1 protein-coding gene (running past one end of the window) is annotated in these 23,250 nt (G+C 72.3%); it reads right to left on the bottom strand.

Going from position 1 to position 23,250, the window contains the following annotated elements:
• On the bottom strand, nucleotides 1–23,250 hold the 3' portion of the coding sequence (locus W7S_RS14005) for a non-ribosomal peptide synthase/polyketide synthase (RefSeq protein WP_041297868.1). It continues 8,013 nt past the right edge of the window; only the last 23,250 of its 31,263 coding nucleotides appear in the window; its start codon lies off the right edge, out of view — the gene reads right to left on this strand; it ends in the stop codon at nucleotides 1–3.

The following is a 23,250-nucleotide window of genomic DNA, read 5'->3' on the forward strand; positions in this document are numbered from 1 at the left end:
TCACTGCGATCGCCGCGAGTGTGAGGTGGCTCGCATCGTCGCGCGCAGAAGTTCGCGCAGTTGCTCGCCGTACCTCGCGACACTTTCGGCGGTCAGCATGTCGTGGTGCGTGCAGTCGATCGCGTGCACCGCGATGTCGCCGGACGCGTAGGGCGCCCACGATCGGGACAGCCGCGCGCCGCGATCGCCGTCGTCGCGGGCCGCGGAAAACACGGTGATCTCCCCCTCGAAGCGCCCCGGCTCGTGGCGGCGATAGAGCTCGATGTTGTCGTTGAGGTTGCTCAGCAGTTGCGCGACGAGTGGTTTGCTGCGCGGCCGGCGTTCGTCGGCGTGTCCGTCTTGTTCGCCGGGGCCGATGTTGTTGGCCCGCAACACTTCTTCGAGCACCCGCTGCTCGCCCTGGGCGTGCTCGCCCACGGCCACGCCGCCGTCGAGGCCGGGTTGGGCGTCGAGGAGGATCAGGCGCCCGATCTCGCACCCGCGCCGCTGCAGCTCGATGGCGACCTCGTGGGCCACGACCCCACCGAACGACCAGCCCAGCAGGTTGTAGGGCCCGTCGGGATAGGCGTGCTGGATCCGGTCGGCATAGGTCTGCGCCATCGCCCGGATGGACCGCGGGCCGCCGTCGCCGTTGCGCGGGACCTGCTGGATCCCGATGATCGGGCAGTCGAGGTGGTTTCCGAGCACCTGATACGGCCAGCTCACCCCGCCGGCGGGATGCACGCAGAACAGCGGGACACCGCCGGCCCCCTGCTTGAGGGTCTGCACCGGAACCACCTCGTGCGCGTCCGTCGTGGGCGTGCGCAGTCGCTGACCCAACCCGGCGACCGTGGGCGCGTCGAACAACGTGCGCACCGGGAGATCGGCGCCCAGGCCGGTGTTGATCGCCGCGATGAGGCGCATCGCGGAAATGCTGTCGCCGCCCAGGTCGAAGAACGAGTCGTCGACCCCGACCCGCTCGACGCCGAGCACGCGCGCGAAGGCCGCGGCCAGCGCCTCCTCGAGCGCGTTCGACGGGGCCCGGTACCCGCTGCCGGTGTACTGCACCGCCGGCAGCGCGCGGGTGTCGAGTTTGCCGTTGGGCGTCAGCGGCAGCGCGTCGAGCCCGACCACGGCCGCCGGCACCATGTAGCCCGGCAGCCGTTGGGCCAGCGCGGTGCGCGCCTCGCCCGGGTCGGCGGTTCCGGTGATGTACCCCACCAGGCGTAAGGCGGCGGGGCGGTCCTCGCGGGCGATCACCACCGCCTGGTCGACGTCATCCAGCGCGGCCAGCGCGGTCTGGACTTCGCCGAGCTCGATGCGGTAGCCGCGGATCTTGACCTGCTCGTCGGCGCGGCCCAGGTATTGCAGCTGGCCGTCCGTTGTCCAGCACACCAGGTCCCCGGTGCGATACATGCGCGACCCGGGCGCCCCGAACGGGCACGCCACGAACCGCGACGCGGTCAGCCCGGACCGGCCGACGTAACCCGCGGCCACCCCGTCGCCGGCCACGTACAGCTCCCCCACGACGCCCGCGGCGACGGGACGCAACCACCCGTCGAGCACGAACAGCGCCGCGCCGTCCACCGGCGAACCGATCGGCGGCGTCCCGGATCCCGCCGTCAGTGGCGCGCTGATCGCCACGCACATCGTCGTCTCGGTCGGGCCGTAGGCGTTGACCATCACCCGGCCCGGCGCCCAACGGTCCACCACCTCGGGCGGGCAGGCCTCCCCGGCCATCACCAGCGACACCGATTCCAGCCCTTCGTGGGACAGCATCGCCACCGCGGACGGCGTCTGGGTCAGCACGCTGACCCGCTCGGCGGCCAGCAGGTCGTGGAAGTCCCGCGGCGAGCGCGCCACCGACTCGGGCACCACCACCAGCCGCCCGCCGCGCAGCAGCGCGCCAAAGATCTCCCACACCGAGACGTCGAACGCGTACGAGTGGCTTTGCGTCCACACGCCGGCTCGCGGCAGGCCCGCATCCAACGGCTCCAGCAGCTGCGTCACGTTGCGATGAGTGACCGCAACGCCTTTCGGAACGCCGGTGGTGCCCGACGTGTAGATGATGTAGGCGACGCCGTCGGGCGGGGGCGCCGGCAACGGCGTGCCCGCCGCGGTGTCGGTCGGTGCGTCCTCGATGTCGATGACGGTGACGTCGCACCCGTCCAGCCGCGAGCGCAGGCCCGTGGTGGTGACGGCCGCGACCGGCGCGGAATCCTCGAGCATGAATCTGATCCGGGTGGCGGGCGCCGCCGGGTCGATCGGCAGGTAGGCCGCGCCGGTCTTGAGCACCGCCAGGATCGCGACGATCGCCTGCGGCGAGCGCGAAAACAGCAGGGCCACAGCCTGTCCCGGGCCCGCGCCGTGGCCGGTCAGCAGGTGCGCCAGCCGGTTGGCGGCGTCGTCGAGTTCGCGGTACGTCATCGACAGGTCGCCCCAGCTGACCGCCACCGCGTCCGGCGTCCCGGCGACGTGCGCGTCGAACAACGCCGGAATCGACGGGAATTCGAGCGGCGCGCGGGCCAAGACCGCCCGGTTGCCGACCTCGTCGAGGCGCGCGTGTTCGGACGCGTCGAGCAGGTCCACCGACGAGAGCGGCCGGCCCGGGTCGGCGGTCATCGCGACCAGCACCCGCTCGAACCGCTCGCCTAGCGCGCCGATGGTGTGCGCGTCGAAGACGGCGGCGTCGTATTCAACCCGAAGGCCCAGTTGTTCGCCGGACAGCGCGGCCTGCATCGTCAACGGGTAGTGGTTGCGCTCGAACATGTTGACGTCGGTGATGCCCAGCTCGTGGTCGACGGCCATCGCCGAGGTGTCGAGCGGGTAGTTCTCGTAGGCGAACAGGGTGTCGAACAGCTTGTCCTGACCGGTGATTCGGTGGATCTCGCTCAGCGCCAGGTGCTGGTGGTCGAGGGTCTCGGTGTGCGCGCCTTGCAGCTGGGCCAGCAGGTCGGCCGCGGTGGTCGCCGCCGTGATGCGCGCGCGCACCGGGATGGTGTTGATCATCAGGCCCACCATCGCGTCGGCGCCGGGGACGTCGGCGGGCCGGCCCGAGACGGTGGTGCCGAAGGCGACGTCGTGCTGGCCGGTCAGCCACGCCAGTAGCTGCGCCCACGCAGCGTGCAGCACGGTGCTGACGGTGGTGTGGCTGGAGCGGGCCAGCTCGCCGAGCGCGGCCGTGATCCCCGCGGGGAGCGCGAACGACTGGACGCCCCGGGCGCCCGGCTCCGGCTGGTGCGGCGGGCCGACCAGCGTCGGGGTGTCGAAGCCGTCGAACACCCCGGCCCAGGCCGCGCGTGCGGCGTCGAGGTCGCGTTCGGCCAGCCAGGCCACGAACCTGCGGTAGGGCGGGGGCGCGGGGAGGCGCTGGCCGGTGTAGCAGGCGAACGTCTCGTTCAACAGGATCGGGACCGACCAACCGTCGAGCACGATGTGATGAATGGTGAGCACCAGCCGATGCCGGTCCTGCCCGGTGCGGATCAGCACCGCCCGCACGGCGGGCTCGTCGGCCAGGTCGTAGACGGCTTCGCGTTCGGCCGCGCACAGGCGTTGGATCTGCTCCTCGGGTTCGGACCCGTTGGCCGCGACCTCGAGGTAGCGCCAGGCCATCGCCGGGTCGGCGGGGATGATCTGCACCGGCTCGTCGAACCGGTCGCTGAACCGGGCGACGAGGTGCGGGTGCCGGGTGATCACCGCGTGCATCGCGTCGCGCAGCCGGTCGCGGTCGATCGGACCGGCGAGGCTGAGGTCCAGCTGGACCACGTAGAGGTGGTCGTCGGAGCCCCGCGTGGTGGTGGCGTGGAACAGCAGCCCCTCCTGCAACGGGGTCAGCGGCAGGACGTCGGCGACCCGGTGGGTCCGCTCGAGCTGGTCGATCTGCGGCTGGTTCAGCCGGGCCGGCGCGATGTCCGACGGGGTCAGTCCGCCGCCGCCGTCGCGCACGTGCGCGCAGATGCCGGCCAGCGCCTGGAACCACAGCGTGCTCAGCCGGGCCACCTGCTCGCGGTCGAGCGCCGAGGGCGCCCACGTCCAGGTCGCGTGCAGCTGGGGGCCGTCCTCGGTGTCCATGGTGCCGGCGTTGAGGTCCACGGTGTGCATCAGCGGCATGGGCACCGCGGTGCTGGCGGCGGTGGCCGCCGAGCCGTCCCGGCTGATCCGCCACAGCTCATCGGAAAGTTCGGCGGCCGCCCCGCCCAGCCGGCCGAGGTAGTTGAACCCGATCGTCGGGTCGGGGCCGTCCAGGTCGACCTCGTCGTTCAGGTAGCGCAGCAACCCGTAGGTCAGCGGGTCGGGCAGGGCGCGCAGCTGCTCCTTGGCGTCTTTGAGCAGCGCGCCCAGGATCGGCGCGCCGGCCACGACGTCCGCCCAGGACAGGCCGCCGACGTTGAGGGCCACCGGGTATTTGGTAGTGAACCAGCCCACGGTGCGGGACAGGTCCACGCCGGCGGCCAGCTCCTCGTCGCGGCCGTGGCCCTCGACGTCGATGCCGATCGGGGCGCCCGCGTTGCCCAGGAATTCCGCCCAGGCCAGGGCGAACCCGACCAGCAGGATGTCGTTGATCCCGGCGTGGAAGGCGGCGGGCGCCTCGCCGAGCAGCGTGCGGGTGGTCTCGACGTCCAGCCGCACCGATAGGTTCTCGGCGGTCTCGTAGGTGTCCAGGCCGGGACGCACGGCCGGCAGCGCGGGCGGGGTCGCCGCGACCCGACGCCAGGCGTCGGCCCGCTCGGTCACCGCGGGCGCGTGCGCCTGCTCGGCCAGCAATGACGCCCAGCGGGCGAACGACGTCCCGCCGGTGGGCAGCGCCACGGGCTGCCCGTGGTGGTGCTGGCCCCAGGCGATGTTGAGGTCTTCCAGCAGGACCCGCCAGGACACCCCGTCGACGGCCAGGTGGTGAACGATCAGCACCAGCTGGCCGGTGGGTGCGACCCACAGCGCGCTGAGCATCACCCCGGCGGCCGGGTTCAACCGGGACCGCGCCTCGACGACCGCCACGTCGGTCAGTTCGTCCACCGAGAGCACGCGGTGCGCGGCGTCCACCGAGCCCGGCTCGGGCACCTGCAGCGACCACTCGCCGGCGTCGTCGTCCGAATGGCGGTCCACCCGCAGGCGCAGCATGGCGTGCCGGTCCAGCAGGGCCTGCAACACGGTCACCACGTCGGCCTCGGTGACCCCGGCGGGGGCCTGCAGCACCATCGTCTGGTTGAACTGGTCGACCGGACCGCCCGCACTTTCCACCCCGCGCAGCCAGCGGATGATCGGGGTGGCGGTGATCGCCCCGGTGCCCTCGTCGACCACGCCGTCCTCGCCGTCGGCCGCGACGGCCACCCGGGCCAGCCGGGCCACGGTTTGCTCGGTGAAGATGTCGCGGGTCCGCACCGCCAGGCCCGCGGCCCGGGCCCGGGTCACCACCTGCATCGAGGAAATGCTGTCCCCGCCCAGGTCGAAGAACGAATCGTCGGCCCCGACCCGCTCGACGCCCAGGACCTGGGCATAGATGCCGGCCAGGGTCTCCTCGACCGGGGTCTGAGGGGCGCGATAGCGATCGGCGTCGGTGTATTCCGGTGACGGCAGGGCCCGCGCGTCGAGCTTGCCGTTGGGGGTCAGCGGCAGCGCGTCGAGCGCCACGACCGCCGCCGGGACCATGTAGGCCGGGAGGCGATCGCCCAGCCGGGCGCGCAGCTCGGCCGGGTCCGCTGCGCCGGTGACGTAGCCGACCAAACGCTTATCGCCGGGACGGTCCTCGCGCGCGATGACGACGGCCTGGTCCACCCCGTCGAGGGCGGCCAGCGCCGAACGCACCTCGCCGAGTTCGATGCGGTAGCCGCGGACCTTGACCTGGTCGTCGGCGCGGCCCAGGTACTGCAGCTGCCCGTCGGAGCCCCAGCACACCAGGTCACCGGTCCGGTACATGCGCGATCCGGGCGCCCCGAACGGGCACGCCACGAACCGCGACGCGGTCAGGCCGGACCGCTTCCAGTAGCCGCACGCCACGCCGGCGCCGGCCACATACAGTTCGCCGACGACGCCTTGCGGCACCGGCCGCAGCGACTCGTCCAGCACGAACAGCCCCGCGCCGGGCACCGGCGATCCGATGGGCACGACGCTCGATCCGGCCTTGAGTGGCGCGCTGACCGCCGCGTACACCGTCGCCTCGGTGGGGCCGTAGGCGTTGATCATCGCCCGTCCCGGCGCCCAGGCGTCCACCAGCTCCGTCGGGCAGGCCTCCCCCGCGACCACCAGGGTGGCCGATTCGAGCCCCTCGGGCGACAGCACACCCGCCGCCGACGGGGTCTGACTGATCACGCTGACCCGTTCGTCGACCAGCAGCGCGTGGAAGTCCCGCGGGGATCGCACCGTCGAGTCGGGGATGACCACCAGCCGCCCGCCGTGCAGCAGCGCGCCGAAGATCTCCCAGACCGAGACGTCGAAGGCCAGCGAGTGCCACTGCGACCACACGCCCTCGCGCGGCAGGCCCGAGTCCTGGGCTGCCAGCAGCTGGGCGACGTTACGGTGGCTCACCGCAACGCCTTTGGGCACCCCGGTGGTGCCCGAGGTGTAGATCAGGTAGGCGATGTCGTCCGCGTCCGGCGCCGGCAGCGCCGTGGCCGGCTGGGCGTCGATCGCGGGGTCGTTCACGTCGAGGACGACGACGTGATGCCCGCGCAGCCGCGCGGCGAGCTCGCCGGTGCTGAGCGCGGCCATCGGGGCGGCGTCGGAGAGCATGAACCCGATCCGCTCGGCCGGCAGCCCCGGGTCGATCGGCAGGTACGCGGCGCCGGACTTGAGCACCGCGAGGATCGCGACGATCGCGTCGGCCGACCGGCCGAACAGCAGGGCCACCCGCTCGCCGGGCCCCACGCCGAAGCCGGCGAGCCGGTGCGCGAGGCGGTTGGCGGCCTCGTCGAGCTCGCGGTAGGTCCACGAGCGGCCCTCGAAGCTCAGGGCCACCGCGTCGGGGGTACGCGCCGCCTGCGTGGCGAACAGCGCCGGGATCGAGGCGGCATCGGTCGCCGGTGCGGTGAGCGCCGCGCGGTTGCCCAGGGCGTCCAGCCGGGCGTGCTCGGCCGCGTCGAGCAGGTCCACCGACGACATCGGGCGGGTGGGGTCGGCGGTCATCGCCGTCAGGACGCGCTCCAGCCGCCGGATCAGCGCCCGGATGCTGTCCGCGTCGAACACGTCGGTGCGGAACTCGACCCGCCCGCCGATCCCGGCGGGCTCGTCGCCGTCGGTCCAGCGTTCGGCCAGCGAGAACACCAGGTCCATGCGGGCCACCTGGGTGTCCAGCGGGATCGAGGTGACCCGCACGTCGCCCAGGGCCAGCCCGGCCCCGGGGTCGCGGTCCTGGCCGGCGAAGTTCTGCCAGGCCAGCATCACCTGCACGAGCGGGTGATGGCTCAGGCTCCGCGCCGGGTTGACCCGCTCGACCAGCACCTCGAAGGGCACGTCTTGGTGCTCGAACGCCTCGAGGCTGCGGGCGCGCACCCGGGCGAGCAGGTCGGTGAAGGAGGGATCGCCGGCCAGGTCGACCCGCAGCACCAGGGTGTTGACGAAGAAGCCGACCAGCTCGTCGAGGGCGGGGTCGCGCCGCCCGGCGATCGGGAAGCCCACCGCCACGTCGGTGCTGGCGCTGATCTTCGACAGCAGCACCGCCAGGGCGGCCTGCACCACCATGAAGCTGGTCGAGTTGTACTCGCGGGCCAGCCCGGCGACCTGCTGCTGCAGGTCCGCCGGCCAGTCGACCTCGACGGCCGCGCCGCGCTGATCGGCGATCTGCGGGTAGGGCCGGTCGGTGGGCAGCTGAAGCCGCTCGGGCATGCCGGCCAACGCCTCCTGCCAGTAGGCGAGCTGCTCGGCGATGCGGCTGCCGCTGTCGGCCAGCTCGCCGAACTGGTCGCGCTGCCACAGGGTGTAGTCGACGTATTGCACCGGCAGCGGCTCCCAGTCGGGGGCCCGCCCGGCGGACCGGCTGGCGTACGCCATGCCCAGGTCGCGCACCAGCGGTCGCAGCGACCAGCCGTCCGCGGCGATGTGGTGGACCACGGCGACCAGCACGTGTTCGTCCTCGGCGACGCGGAAAAGCGAAGCGCGCAGCGGGATTTGGGTCGCCAGGTCGAAGGTTTCGGCGGCGGCGATGTCGATGGCCTCGCGCAGCCGGCCGGCCGACCACCCGCGGGCGTCGACCATCCGCCAGCTCAGCTCGGCCCGCTCGGCGGGGAGCACCACCTGCTGGGGTGTTCCCTGCGGCGCGGCGAACACCGTCCGCAGGCTCTCGTGGCGGGCCACCACGTCGGCCAGCGCGGCGCCGAGCGCGTGCGCGTCGAGCCGCCCGTGCATCCGCAGCGCCGCGGCCATGTTGTAGACGGGGGACGGTCCCTGCAGCTGGTCGAGGAACCACAGCCGGCTCTGGGCGAACGACAGCGGGATCACCGCCGGCCGGGCGCCCGCCACCAGCGGGTCCAGCCGGCCCGTGTCCTCCCCGATGCGTGGCGCCAACTCGGCGACGGTAGGCGCCTCGAAGATGACGCGCACCGGAACGCCGGTGTCCATGGCGCTGTTGATCGCCGCGATGACGCGCATCGCCGAGATGCTGTCGCCGCCGAGGTCGAAGAAGGAGTCGTCGACCCCGACCCGCTCGACGCCGAGCACGTGGGCGTAGATGCCGGCCAGGATCTCCTCGGTGGGGGTGGTCGGCGAGCGATACCCGGCGGCGGAGTATTCGGGCGCCGGCAGGGCGCGGGTGTCGAGCTTGCCGTTGACGGTCATGGGCAGCGCGTCGAGCGCCACCACCGCCACCGGAACCATGTAGGCCGGCAACCGCTCGGCCAGCTCGGCGCGGGCGCCGGCCGGGTCGGCGGGTCCGGTGATGTAGCCGACGAGGCGCTTGTCACCGGGGCGGTCCTCGCGGGCGACGACGACGGCCTGGTCCACCCCGTCGAGCGCGGCCAGCGCCGAGCGCACCTCGCCGACCTCGATGCGGTAGCCGCGGATCTTGACCTGCTCGTCGGCGCGGCCCAGGTACTGCAGTTGGCCGTCCGTGCCCCAGCGCACCAGGTCACCGGTCCGGTACATGCGGGAACCCGGCTCGCCGAACGGGCACGCTACGAACCGCGACGCGGTCAGCCCGGACCGCTTCCAGTAGCCGTAGCCCACGCCGCGCCCGGCCACGTACAGCTCGCCGACCACGCCGGCCGGTACCTGGCGCAGCCACCCGTCGAGCACGAACAACCCGGCCCCGGGGACCGGCGAGCCGATCGGGGGCGCACCCGAACCCGCGCTCAACGGCGTGCTCGTCGAGGAGAAGATCGTGGCCTCGGTCGGGCCGTAGACGTTGACCATCACCCGCCCGGGCGCCCAGCGGTCCACCAGTTCCGGCGGGCAGGGCTCCGCGCCGATCACCAGCGCCGCGGCATCCAGTCCCTGCGGCGAGAGCATCCGCACCGCCGACGGGGTTTGGCTCAAGACGGTGACCTTCTCGGCGACCAGCAGGGCGTGGAAGTCCATCGGCGAGCGGGCCACCGAATCGGGGACCACGACGAGGCGCCCGCCGTGCAGCAGCGCACCCCAGATCTCCCACACCGAGAAGTCGAAGGCATACGAATGGAACTGCGTCCACACCTGGTCGGCCGACAACTCGACGCCGACGGCCTGCGCGTCGAACAGCCGGGTCACGTTGTGGTGGCTCACCGCAACGCCTTTGGGCACGCCGGTGGTGCCGGAGGTGTAGATGATGTGGGCGACGTGTTCGGGTGCCGGCGCCGGCAGCGCCGTGGCGGGCTGGCGGGCCACGGCGCAGTCGTGGATGTCGATGACCATCAGGTGGTGGGCGTCGAGCTTGTCGGCGAGCGCGGCGACGGTGAGTGCGGCCATGGGCGCGGTGTCGCCGAGCATGAACTCGATGCGGGCCGCCGGCAGGGCCGGGTCGATCGGCAGGTAGGCCGCGCCGGTCTTCAGCACCGCCAGGATGGCCACGATCGCGTCGGCCGACTTTCCGAACAGCAGCGCCACGGACTCGCCGGGGCCCACCCCGCGGTCAATCAGCAAGTGCGCCAACCGGTTCGAGCCCTCGTCGAGCTCGCGGTAGGTCATGGACCGGCCCTCGTAGGTCACCGCCGGCGCGTGCGGGGTGCGCGCCGCCTGGGCGGTGAACAACTCCGGGATGGACGCCGGCGTGCCGGGCTGGGTCAGGATGGCCCGGTCGCCCCACGCGTCCAGCCGGTCGTGTTCGGCGGGCTCGAGCAGGTCGATCGACGACAGCCGCCGCGCGGGGTCGGCGGTCATGACGGCCAGCACCCGCCGCAATCGTTCGATCAGCGTCGCGATCCGTGCCGCGTCGAAAACGTCTGTGTCGTATTCGACTTGGAGGCGCATCTCGCGACCGGGCTGGGCCTGCACCGTCAGCGGGTAGTGGGTGGATTCGCGGCTGCTGATGTCCGTGACGGCGAGTTCGTGGTTGCCCGACAGCGCGCTGGCGTCGATCGGGTAGTTCTCGTAGGCGAACAGGGTGTCGAACAGCGCGTCCTGCCCGGTAATGCGGTGAATCTCGTTGAGCGCCAGGTGCTGGTGGTCGAGCGTGTGGTTGTACGCGCCCTGCAGCTGGTCGAGCAGGTCGGCGGTGGTGGTGGCGGCGGTGATGTTCGCCCGCACCGGCACGGTGTTGATCAGCAGGCCCACCATGGTGTCCGCGCCGGCGATTTCGGCGGGACGGCCCGACACCGTGGTGCCGAACACGACATCGCGTTGGCCGGTCAGCCCGCACAGCAGTTGCGCGTAGGCGGCCTGCAGCACGGTGTTGACGGTGGTGTGGCACGAACGCGCCAGGTCGGCGACGGCCTGGGTGAGGTCGGCGGGCAGCGCGAATGATTCGACGCTTTGCCGGCCGAGCTCCGTCCGGTCCTGGGGCCCGACCAGGGTGGGAGTGTCGAAGCCGGCGAACACCTCGCCCCAGGCCGCCCGGGCGGCGTCGAGGTCGCGGTCGGCCAGCCAGCTGACGAAGCTTCGGTAGGGCGCCGCCGCCGGCAGCCGCTGCCCGTAGTAGGCGGCGAAGATCTCGCCGAGCAGGATCGGCATCGACCAGCCGTCGAGCACGATGTGGTGGTTGGTCAGCACCAGCCGGTAGCGCTCGGATGCGGTGCGTACCAACGCCACCCGGAACCCGGGCTGCTCGGCGAGGTCGCCGCAGACGGCCGCGCGTTCGGCGGCGCACAGGCGCTCGATCGCGTCGGTGTCGGTGCCATCCAGCTCGAGGTACCGCCAGGCCGGCGCGGGGTCGGCCGGGATGATCTGGACCGGCTCGTCGTACCGGTCGCAGAAGCGGGCCACCAGGTTCGGATGCCGGCTCACGACAGTGTGCACGGCGTCGCGCAGGCGGTTCGGGTCGAGCGGGCCGGCGATGCTGATGTTCAGCTGTCCCGCGTACAGGTCGTCGGTCGCCGGCGCGGTGTTGGCGTGGAATAGCAGACCCTGCTGAACCGGGGTCAACGCCAGCACGTCGGCGATACGGTGTTGGCGCGCAAGCTGATCGAGCTGCTGCTGGCTCAGCCGCGCGGGCGCGATGTCCGACGGCGTCAATCCGCCGCCGCCGGAGCGCACGTGGGCGCAGATGCCGGCGAGCGCCGCGAACCACAACCGGCCCAGCCGGGCGACCTGTTCGTCGTCGAGCGCCGACGGCGCCCAGGTCCAGTTGGCGTGCAGGCGTGGGCCGTCCGCGGAGTCGACGGTGGCCGCGTTGAGTTCGAGGGTGTGCATCAATGGCATGGCTGTCGACGCGGCGGCGCGGGTGACCGACCAGCCGTCCGGCACGGGCCGCCACATGTCGGCGGTGAGCTCACCCGCACCGCCCTGGCGCCCCAGGTAGTTGAACCCGATCGGCGGTTCGGGGCCGTCGAGGTCGATCTCGGGGTTGAGGTAGCGCAGCAGCCCGTAGGTCAGCGGGTCAGGCAGCGCCCGGAGCTGTTCCTTGGCGTCTTTGAGCGCCGCGCCCAGCGCTGTCCCGCCGGTGACGACCTGCCCCCAGGAGACACCGCGCACGCTCAGCGCCGTCGGGTATTTGGTGGTGAACCACCCCACGGTCTGGGACAGGTCGATGTCGCGGCCCAGTTCCTCGTGCCGGCCGTGCCCCTCGACCTCGATGCCGATGGGCGCGCGGCCGCCGCTGAACTCCGCGCACGCCAACGCGAACGCGATCAGCAGGATGTCCTGCACGCCGGCGTGGAACGCCGACGGCACCTCGCCGAGCAGCGCGCCGGTGGTCTCGGGGTCCAGCTCCATGAAGAGGTGTCCGGCCGTGGCGAAGGTGTCCACGTCGGGGCGGACCGCGGGCAGGGCCGGCGGTGTCGCCGCCACCTCGGTCCAGCGCTCCGCCTGATCGACGACGTCGGGGCGGTGCGCATGCTGGGCGAGCCGCGACGACCACCGGGCGAACGAGGTGCCCGCGGCGGGCAACTCGACCGGCCGCCCGCTGTGATGCTGGGCCCAGGCGATGTTCAAGTCCTGCAACAGGATTCGCCACGACACGCCGTCGACGGCGAGGTGATGCACGATCACCACGAGCTGCGCGGTGGCGCCGGCCCACAGCGCGCTGAGCATCACGCCGGCGGCCGGGTTCAGCCGCGACCGCGCCTCGGTGACCGCCGCGTCGGACAGCTCGTCCACCACGTGCAGGCAGTCGGCCGCATCGACCGAGCCCGCCTCGGGCACCGTCAGCGACCAGTCGCCGGACCCCTGGACGCCCGAGCCGTCGACGCGCAGCCGCAGCATGGGGTGGCGATCCAGCAGCGCCTGCAGCATGGTCACCACGTCGGCCTCGGTCACCCCGGCAGGCGCCTGCACCAGCGTGGCCTGGTTGAACTGATCGACCTGTCCGCCAACGCTTTCCACGTCTTGCAGCCAGCGGATGATCGGGGTCGCGGCCACGGGTCCGACGCCCTCGTCGAGGACGGCGGCGTCGGCCTCGACCACCTCGGCCACGCGGGCCAGCCGCGCCACGGTCTGCTCGACGAAGATGTCGCGGGTCTTGCACACCAGGCCGGCGGCGCGCGCCCGCGTCACCACCTGCATCGACGAAATGCTGTCCCCGCCAAGGTCGAAGAACGAGTCGTCGACGCCGACCCGCTCGAGCCCGAGCACCTGGGCGTAGATGCCGGCCAGGATCTCTTCGACGGCGTTGTCGGGGGCGCGGTATTGGTCGGCGTCGGAGTATTCCGGCGCGGGCAGCGCGCGGGTGTCCAGCTTGCCGTTGGGGGTCAGCGGCAGCGCCTGCATGACGACCACGGCGGCCGGAATCATGTAGCCCGGCAGCCTTTCGGCCAGCGCGGCGCGGACCGCGGCCGGGTCGGCGGTGCCGGTGACGTAACCGACGAGGCGCTTGTCCCCCGGCCGGTCCTCGCGGGCGACGACGACCGCCTGCTCGACGCCGGCCACCCAGGACAGCGCCGCCCGCACGTCGCCGAGCTCGATGCGGTAGCCGCGGATCTTGACCTGCTCGTCGGCGCGGCCGAGGTAGTCCAGTTGCCCGTCCGCGCGCCAGCGCACCAGGTCGCCGGTGCGGTACATGCGCGATCCGGGCGCGCCGAAGGGGCACGCCACGAACCGCGACGCGGTCAGGGCGGCGCGCTTCCAGTAGCCGCAGGCCACGCCGGCGCCGGCGACATACAGCTCTCCGACGACGCCGGGCGGCACGGGTCGCAGCCATTCGTCGAGCACGAACGACGCCCCGTTGGGCACCGGGGAGCCGATCGGCACTGGCCCTACAGCGCCCGTTCCGCCCTGCAGCGGCGCACTGATCGCGGCGTAGACCGTGGCTTCGGTCGGCCCGTAGGCGTTGATCATCACCCGGCCGGGCGCCCAGCGGTCCACGAGTTCGGCCGGGCAGGCCTCACCCGCGACCACCAGCGCGACCGACTCCAGGCCCGCGGGCGAGAGCGCGCCCGCCGCCGACGGGGTCTGGCTGAGCACGCTGACCCGCTCGGCCACCAGCAGCGCGTGCAGGTCTTCCGGTGAGCGCGCGACGGATTCGGGCACCACGACCAGTCGGCCGCCGTGCAACAGGGCACCGAAGATCTCCCAGACCGACACGTCGAAGGCCAGCGAATGCCATTGCGACCACACGCCGGTGCGCGGCAACCCGGAGTCTTTCGAGGCCAGCAGCTGGGTGACGTTGCGGTGCGTGACCGCAACGCCTTTGGGAACGCCTGTGGTGCCCGAGGTGTAGATCAGGTAGGCGAGGTGGTCGGGCCCCGGCGCCGGCAACGCGGTCGCGGGCCGGTCTTCGAGCTCGGGATCGTCGACGGCGATGACCGTGACGTCGTGGCCCTCGAGCCGGTCGGCGAGCCCGGGACTGGTGAGCGTGGCGATCGGGGCGGCGTCGGAGAGCATGAAGCCGATCCGCTCGGCCGGCAGCGCCGGATCGATCGGCAGGTAGGCCGCCCCGGTCTTCAGCACGGCAAGGATGGCGACGATCGCCTCGGCCGAGCGCGAAAACAGCAGCGCCACAGCCTGTCCCGGGCCCGCACCGCGGGCGGCGAGCAGGTGCGCGAGCCGGTTCGACGCCTCGTCGAGCTCGCGGTAGGTCATCGAGTGGCCGTCGCATACCACCGCGGCGGTGTCCGGGGTGCGCGCCGCCTGGGCGGCGAACAGCGCCGGGATCGACTCGGTCTCGGCGGCCGGTCCGGTCAGCGCCGCGCGGTTGCCGAGGGAGTCCAGTCGGGCGTGTTCGGCGTCGTCGAGCAGGTCCACCGCCGACAACGCCTGCGCGGGGTCGGCGGTCATCGCGAGCAGCACGCGCTGCAACCGGCCGATGAGTGCCGCGATGCTGTCCGCGTCGAAGACGTCGGTGCGGAATTCCACGGTGCCGCCGATTCCGGCGGGTTCACCCGCATCGCTCCAGCGCTCGCCCATCGAGAACGTCAAATCCATTCGGGCGGTGTGGGTGTCGACCGGGATGGGCGTGACGTCGACATCGCCGAGGGCCAGCCCCGCGGCGGGCCCGCCCTCCTGCCCGGCGAAGTTCTGCCAGGCCAGCATCACCTGCACCAGCGGGTGATGGCTCAGGCTGCGGGCGGGATTGAGCCGCTCGACCAGCACCTCGAAGGGCACGTCCTGGTGCTCGTAGGCGGCCAGGCTGCGGTGGCGCACCTGGGACAGCAGCTCGGCGAAGGTGGGATCGCCGCCCAGATTTTCCAGATCGACCCGCAATACGAGTGTGTTGACGAAGAACCCGACCAGCTCGTCGAGCGCGGGGTCGCGGCGGCCGGCGATCGGGAAACCCACCGCCACATCGGAACTCGCGCTGATCTTCGACAGCAGCACCATCAGGGCGGTCTGGACCACCATGAAGCTGGTGGCGTTGTGTCGGCGCGCCACGTCGGCGACCCGCTGTTGCAGCTCGGCCGACCAGTCGATCTCCACCGTGGCGCCGCGCTGGTCGGCCACCAGCGGGTAGGGCCGGTCGGTGGGCAGCGGCAGCCGCTCCGGCATTCCGGCCAGGGCCTCTTCCCAGTACGCCAGTTGGGCGGCGATGCGGCTGTCGCCGTCGTCGAGATCGCCGAACTGCGCACGCTGCCACAGCGTGTAGTCGACGTATTGCACCGACAGCGGCGACCAGTCGGGGCCGCGCCCGTCGCACCTGGCGGCATACGCCACGCCCAGGTCACGCACCAGCGGGGCGAGGGACATGCCGTCGGCGGCGATGTGGTGCACGACGGCGACCAGCACGTGCCGGTCGTTGCGGATGCGGAAAAGCTCTGCCCGCAAGGGGATTTGGGCCGACAGGTCGAAGGTGTAGCGGGCGGTGGCGCCGATCGCCTCGTCCAGCTGGTCCGCCGACCAGGTGCCGGCGTCGACGACCTCCCACCCGAAGTCTGCCTTGTCGGCGGGGATCACCACCTGCTGCGGTAGTCCCTCGGGCGCGACGAACACCGTGCGCAGGCTCTCGTGACGGACCACCACGTCGCCCAGTGCCGCACCCAGGGCGTCCGCATCGAGCGGCCCGTCCAGCCGCAGCGCCGCCGCCATGTTGTACACCGGTGAGGGCCCTTGCAATTGGTCCAGGAACCACAATCGGTTCTGCGCGAACGACAACGGGATGACCGCCGGCCGCTCGGCGGCCGTCAACGGCTCCAGCCCGCTGCCGCCCTCACCGATCCGGGGGGCCAGCTGGGCGATGGTGGGCGCCTCGAACACGGCGCGCACCGGGAGGCCGGTGTCGAGGCTGGCGTTGATCGCGGCGACCAGGCGCATCGCGGAGATGCTGTCGCCGCCCAGGTCGAAGAAGGAGTCGTCGACCCCGACCCGCTCGACGCCGAGGACTCCGGCGTAGACGCCGGCCAGGATTTCCTCGGTGGGCGTTTCAGGCGCGCGGTACCGACCGGCCGTGTATTCCGGTGCGGGCAGGGCGCGCGCGTCGAGTTTGCCGTTGGGGGTCAACGGAATCGCGTCGAGCGTCACCACCGCGGCGGGCACCATGAAGGCGGGCAGCCGTACGGCCAGCGCGGCGCGCAGCTGGGTGGGGTCGGCGCTGCCGGTGACGTAGCCGACGAGGCGCTTGTCACCGGGACGGTCTTCGCGCGCGACGACGACTGCCTGTGCGACGCCGTCGAATCCGGCCAGGGCGGACTGGATTTCGCCGAGCTCGATGCGGTAGCCGCGGATCTTGACCTGTTCGTCGGCGCGGCCGAGGCAGAGCAGTTGGCCCACACCGGATCCCGAGCGCTCCCAGCGGACCAGGTCGCCGGTCCGGTACATGCGGGTTCCGGCCCCACCGAAGGGGCAGGCGACGAACCGCGACGCGGTCAGGCCGGGCCGGCCGACATACCCTGCGGCGACACCGGATCCGGCGACGTACAGCTCGCCGACGACGCCGGGCGGCACCGGGCGCAACGCGTCGTCGAGCACGAACAGCGCCGCCCCGGGGACCGGCGAGCCGATGGGAACCGGCCCCGTCCCGGCCGCCAGCGGCGCGCTGATGGTCACGCACATCGTGGTCTCGGTCGGGCCGTAGGCGTTGACCATCACCCGCCCGGGCGCCCACTGGTCGACGACCTCGGCCGGGCAGGCCTCCCCGGCCATCACCAGCGACACGGAGTCCAGCCCCTCCGGGGAGAGCATGGCCACCGCCGACGGGGTCTGGGTCAACACGCTGACCTGCTGGGCGACCAGGACGTCATGCAGGTCGTGCGGGGACGCCGCCACCGCCTCGGGGACGACCACCAGTCGCCCGCCGCGCAGCAGCGCGCCGAAGATCTCCCACACCGAGACGTCGAACGCCAGCGAGTGACATTGCGACCAGACCCCCGCGGCCGGCAGCCCGGCGTCCAGGGATCCCAGCAGCTGGGTGACGTTGCGGTGAGTGATGGCAACGCCTTTGGGCACACCGGTGGTGCCCGAGGTGTAGATCAGGTAGGCGAGGTGGTCCGGCCCCGGCGCCGGCAGCGCCGTGTCGGGCAGGGTGTCGACGCGGGGATCGTTGACGTCGATGATCGTCACGCCGCGACCGTCGAGCCGCTCGGCCAGGTCGGCGGTGGTGACCGCGGCGACCGGTTTCGCGTCGCCGAGCATGAACTCGATGCGCGCGTCCGGCGAGGAGGGGTCGATCGGCAGGTAGGCCGCTCCCGTTTTGAGCACGGCCAGGATCGACGCGACGGCCTCGGCCGACCGCGAAAACAGCATCGCCACAACCCGTCCCGGGCCCGCGCCCGCGGACGCCAGTCGGTGCGCCAACCGGTTGGACGCCTCGTCGAGTTCCCGGTAGGTCACCGACAGGTCGCCGCACACCAGCGCCACGGATTCCGGTGCCCGCGCGGCCTGCGCGGCGAACAGCTCTGGAATCGACGGCGGCGCGTCACCGGCCGGCCGAGTCAAAACCGCGTGGTTGCCAAGCTCTTTCAGGCGGGCATGCTCGGCCTCGTCGAGCAGATCCACCGACGACAGCGGGTGGGCGGGGTCGGCAGTCATCGCGGTCAGGACCCGCTGCAGGCGGCCGATCAGCGCCTCGATGGTCGCGGCGTCGAACACGTCGGTGCGGAATTCCACCCGTCCGCCGATGCCGGCGGCCTCCCCGCGCTCGGTCCACCGTTCGGCCAGGGAGAACACCAGGTCCATCCGGGCCGACTGGTCCTCGACGGGGACGGAGGTCACCTCGAGGTCACCCAGCGCCAGGCCGGCGGCGGGGTCGTCGTGGCCGGCGAAATTCTGCCAGGCCAGCATCACCTGCACCAGCGGGTGATGGGTCAGGCTCCGGGTGGGGTTGACCCGCTCGACCAGCACCTCGAACGGCACGTCCTGATGTTCGAACGCGGCCAGGCTCTGGGCCTGGACCCGTTCCAGCAGTTCGGCGAAGCTGGGATCGCCGGCCAGGTCGACGCGGAGCACCAGGGTGTTGACGAAGAAGCCCACGAGTTGATCGAGCGCGGGGTCGCGCCGCCCGGCGATCGGGAAGCCCACCGCCACATCGGAACTCGCGGCGACCTTCGATAGCAGCACGGCCAGGGCGGCCTGCACCACCATGAAGCTGGTCGCGTTGTGCTCGCGGGCCACCCGCCGCGCCTGCTGCTGCAGCTCGGCCGGCCAGTCGACCACCACGCTGTCGCCGCGCTGATCGGCCACCGCCGGGTAGGGGCGATCGGTGGGCAGCTCGAGCCGCTCGGGCATGCCGGCCAGGGCGCGCTCCCAGTACGCCAGTTGAGCGCCGATGCGGCTGTCGCCGTCGTCGAGGTCGCCGAGTTGGGCGCGCTGCCACAGCGTGTAGTCGATGTACTGCACCGGCAGGTCGGCCCAGTCGGGTGCCCGCCCGGCGGACCGGCTGGTGTAGGCCAGGCTCAGGTCGGCGCCCAGCGGCGTCAGCGACATGCCGTCCGCGGCGATGTGGTGTACCGCGATCACGAGCAGGTGCTCGTCCTCGGTGATGGTGAAAAGCCTGGCCCGAATCGGGATTTCGGCCGCCAGATCGAAGGCGTGGCGCGTTACCGCCTTGACGGCGTCGTCCAGCCGGCTCGCCGGCCACGCGGTGGCATCGACGACCTCCCAGCCGAATTCGGCGCGCTCGGCGGGCACGACCTCCTGCCGGGGCGTGCCTTCGTGCGACGGGAACAGGGTGCGCAGGCTCTCATGACGGCTCACCACGTCGGCCAGCGCGGCGCCGAGCGCGTGCGCGTCGAGCCGCCCGCGCAGCCGCAGGGCCGCCGCCATGTTGTACAGCGGTGAGGGGCCCTGGAATTGGTCGATGAACCACAGCCGGTTCTGCGCGAAGGACAACGGGATGATCGCCGGCCGCTCCCCCGCCACCAGCGGTTCCAGCCGGCCCGAGCTCTCGGCGATGCGGGGCGCGAGCTGGGCGACGGTGGGCGCCTCGAAGACGACGCGCACCGGCAGCTCGGTCTCCAGCGTGGTGTTGATCGCGGTGATCAGGCGCATGGTGGACAGCGAGTCGCCGCCGAGGTCGAAGAACGAGTCGTCGACGCCGACCCGTTCGACGCCGAGGACTCCGGCATAGATGCCGGCCAGGATCTCCTCGATGGCGGTGCTCGGGGCGCGGTATCCGTTGCCGCCCTGGTAGTCCGGGGCGGGCAGGGCGCGGGCGTCGAGCTTGCCGTTGACCGTCATCGGCAGCGCGTCGAGCACCACCACCGCCGCGGGGACCATGTAGGCCGGGAGGCGCTCCGCCACCGCGGCGCGTGCGCGGGCGGGTTCCGCGGTCCCGGTGATGTAACCCATCAGGCGTTTGTCGCCGGGCCGGTCCTCGCGGGCGACGACGACCGCCTGCTCGACCCCGTCGAGCGCGGACAGCGCGGCCTGGATCTCGCCGAGTTCGATGCGGTAGCCGCGGACCTTGACCTGTTCGTCGGCGCGGCCCAGGTAGCGCAGTTGCCCCTCCCCGGATCCGGAGCGGCCCCAGCAGACCAGGTCGCCGGTGCGGTACATGCGGGTGCCGGGTTCGCCGAAGGGGCAGGCCATGAATCGGGACGCGGTCAGCCCGGGGCGCCGCCAATAGCCCACGCCCACACCTTCGCCGGCCAGATACAGCTCCCCGACCACCCCGGCGGGCACCGGGCGCAACCACTTGTCGAGCACGAAGAACGCCGCCCGCGTCACCGGTGAGCCGATCGGCGGGAATCCCGACCCCGCCATCAAGGGCGCGCTCTTGCACGCCCACATCGTGGTCTCGGTCGGGCCGTACACGTTGACCATCACCCGACCCGGCGCCCACCGGTCCACCAGCTCCGGCGGGCAGGGCTCGGCGCCGATCACCAACGCCGTGCCGTCCAGGCCGTCGGTGGGCAGCAACCCCACCGCCGAGGGGGTCTGGGTCAGCACCGTGACGCCCTCGCGCACCAGCAGCGCGTGGAACTCCTCGGGGGAGCGGGCCACGGCGCCGGGCACGACGACGAGGCGCCCGCCGTGCAGCAGCGCGCCCCAGATCTCCCAGACCGAGAAGTCGAACGCATAGGAGTGGAACTGGGTCCACACCTGCTCGGCCGACAAGGCGAAACCGAGCCGCAGGTCGTCGAACAACTGCGCGACGTTGTGTTGAGTCACCGCAACACCTTTGGGTACACCGGTGGTGCCCGAGGTGTAGATGACGTGGGCCAGATCGGTGGGCGCCGGCGCGGGCGGCGGGGTGCTCGGCTGGGCCGCCAGCGCGGGGTCGGCCACGTCGACGACGATCAGGTCGAAGCCGTCGAACCTGTCGGCCAGGTCGGCGGTGGTGACCGCGGCCATCGGGGCGGCGTCGGTGAGCATGAACTCCACCCGCGCGGCCGGCAGCGCGGGATCGATCGGCAGATACGCCGCCCCGGACTTGAGCACCCCCAGGATCGCCACGATCGCCTCGGCCGACCGCGAAAACAGCAGCGCCACAAACGCACCCGGGCCGGCGCCGCGGTCGACCAGCAGGTGCGCCAACCGGTTGGCGGCCTCATCGAGCTCGCGGTAGGTCATGGACCCGTCTTCGAACGTCAACGCCACCGCGTCCGGCGTGCGCGCCGCCTGCGCGGCGAACAAGCCCGCAACGGTCACCGGCTCCATCCGCTCGGACAGCACCGCCTGGTTGCCCCACTGCGCCAGCCGGGCGTGCTCGGCGGTGTCGAGCAGGTCCACCGACGACAGGCGCCGCTGGGGGTCGGCGGTCACCGCGGCCAGCAGCCGCTGCAGCCGGTCGATCATCGCCTCGACGGTGTCCGCGTTGTAGACGTCGGTGCGGTATTCGGCAGTCACGGCGATCCCGGCGCGCTGGCCGGACTCGGTGAAGCGTTCGGCCAGTGAGAACGTCAGGTCCATGCGAGCGGTGTTGGTGTGCAACGGCATTGGTGTGACCCGCAGGTCTCCCAGCGCCAGCCCGGCGGCGGGGGCGGTGACCTCCCCCGGGAAGTTCTCCCAGCCCAGCAGCACCTGAACGAGCGGGTGATGGGCCATGCTGCGGGTGGGGTTGAGCCGCTCCACCAGCAGTTCGAACGGCACGTCCTGGTGCTCGAACGCGGCCAGGCTGCGCCGGCGCACCTGGGCCAGCAGCTCGGCGAAGGTCGGGTCCCCGCCCAGTTCTCCGAGGTCGACCCGCAGCACCAGGGTGTTGACGAAGAAGCCGATCAGGTCGTCGAGGGCGGGTTCGGGACGCCCGGCGATCGGGAAGCCCACGGCCACATCGGTACTGGCGCTGATCTTGGCGAGCAGCGCGGCGAAGGCGGCCTGGATCACCATGAAGCTGGTGGCGTTGTGCTCGCGCGCGACCCGGCGGACCTGTTGCTGTAGCTCGGCCGGCCAGTCCACCGCCAGCCGGGCCCCGCGGTGGTCGGCGACCTGCGGGTAGGGCCGATCGGTGGGCAGCTGCAGGCGTTCGGGCAGCCCGGCCAGCTCGTCCGCCCAGTAATCCAGCTGGGCGGCGATGCGGCTGTCGCGGTCGTCCACGTCCCCGAGATGTGCACGCTGCCAGAGCGTGTAGTCGACGTATTGCACCGCCAGGGGCGCCCAGTCGGGGGCCTGCCCCGCGCAGCGGCTCGCGTAGGCGATTCCGAGGTCGCGCGCGAACGGGGTGATCGACCACCCGTCGGCGGCGATGTGGTGCACCGCGACCACCAGCATGTGTTCGTCGTCGCTGACCGTGAAAAGCTCGGTGTGCAGGGGGCTTTCGTTCGACAGGTCGAAGGTGTACCGGGCGGCCGTCTCCATGCTCCGCCGCAGCCGGTCCTGCGGCCACCCGCGCGCGTCGATGACGTCGCAGGCGAACCCGATGCGCTCGGCGGGAACCACCACCTGCTGCGGGATTCCGTCGGCCGAGGCGAACACCGTGCGCAGGGTTTCGTGGCGGCCCACGACGTCGGCCAGTGCCGCGGCCAGCGCGTCGACGTCGAGGTGTCCGCGCAGCCGCAGCGCCACGGTGATGTTGTACATCGGCGAGGCGCCCTGGAACTGGTCGATGAACCACAGCCGGGTCTGCGCGAAGGACAGCGGGATCACCGCCGGGCGCTCCCCCGCGACCAGCGGGTCGGGACGGTCGGCGTCCCCGCTGCTGAGAAGGGCCAACTCGGCGACGGTGGGCGCCTCGAACACGGCCCGCACCCCGAGGTCGGAATTGAAACTGGTGTTGACCGCCGCGATCAGGCGCATCGCCGACAGCGAATCCCCACCCAGGTCGAAGAACGAGTCGTCGACACCCACCCGTTCCAGGCCGAGCACCTGGGCGTAGATGCCGACCAGGATCTCCTCGACGGCGGTGGCCGGGGCGCGGTACCGATCGGCGTCCTGGTAGTCCGGGGCGGGCAGGGCCTTGCGGTCGAGCTTGCCCGAGCTCGTCATCGGGAATTCTTCCAGCGCCACAATGTGTGTCGGCACCATGTAGTCGGGCAGCCAGGCACTCAACCGCTCGCGCACCTCGCCGACCTTGGTGTTGGTCCGGGGGTCGTTGGCGTGGATGGTGCGCCGCCGGGCCCCGTCGGGCGCCAGGTAGAGATCCGTCAGCGCCGGGACGGCCCGGTCGCCAGAGGCGATGAAAACCGCACTGAGAGTACCGGGTTGGGCGCCCCAGGTGACGGCGACGCCATATCCGGCGCGCTCACCGAGGCGGTGCAACTCTTCGGCGACGGTGGCGTCGGGACCGGGGTCGGCCTGGGCCAGCGCGTCGGGCAGGGGCAATCCCTGCGCCAGCGCGGCCTCGACACCGACGTCGGTGATCAGTCCGGCGCGCGGGATGTCGGTGATGCGGACGGCGGCGGGACGCTGCGACGTCAGGGTCTCGCGCAGCCCGCGCAGCCCGTCGCACTGCGCCCACGTCAGCGTCGGCTC

Origin of the sequence: Mycobacterium sp. MOTT36Y, from assembly GCF_000262165.1 — a bacterium.
GTDB lineage: Bacteria > Actinomycetota > Actinomycetes > Mycobacteriales > Mycobacteriaceae > Mycobacterium > Mycobacterium intracellulare.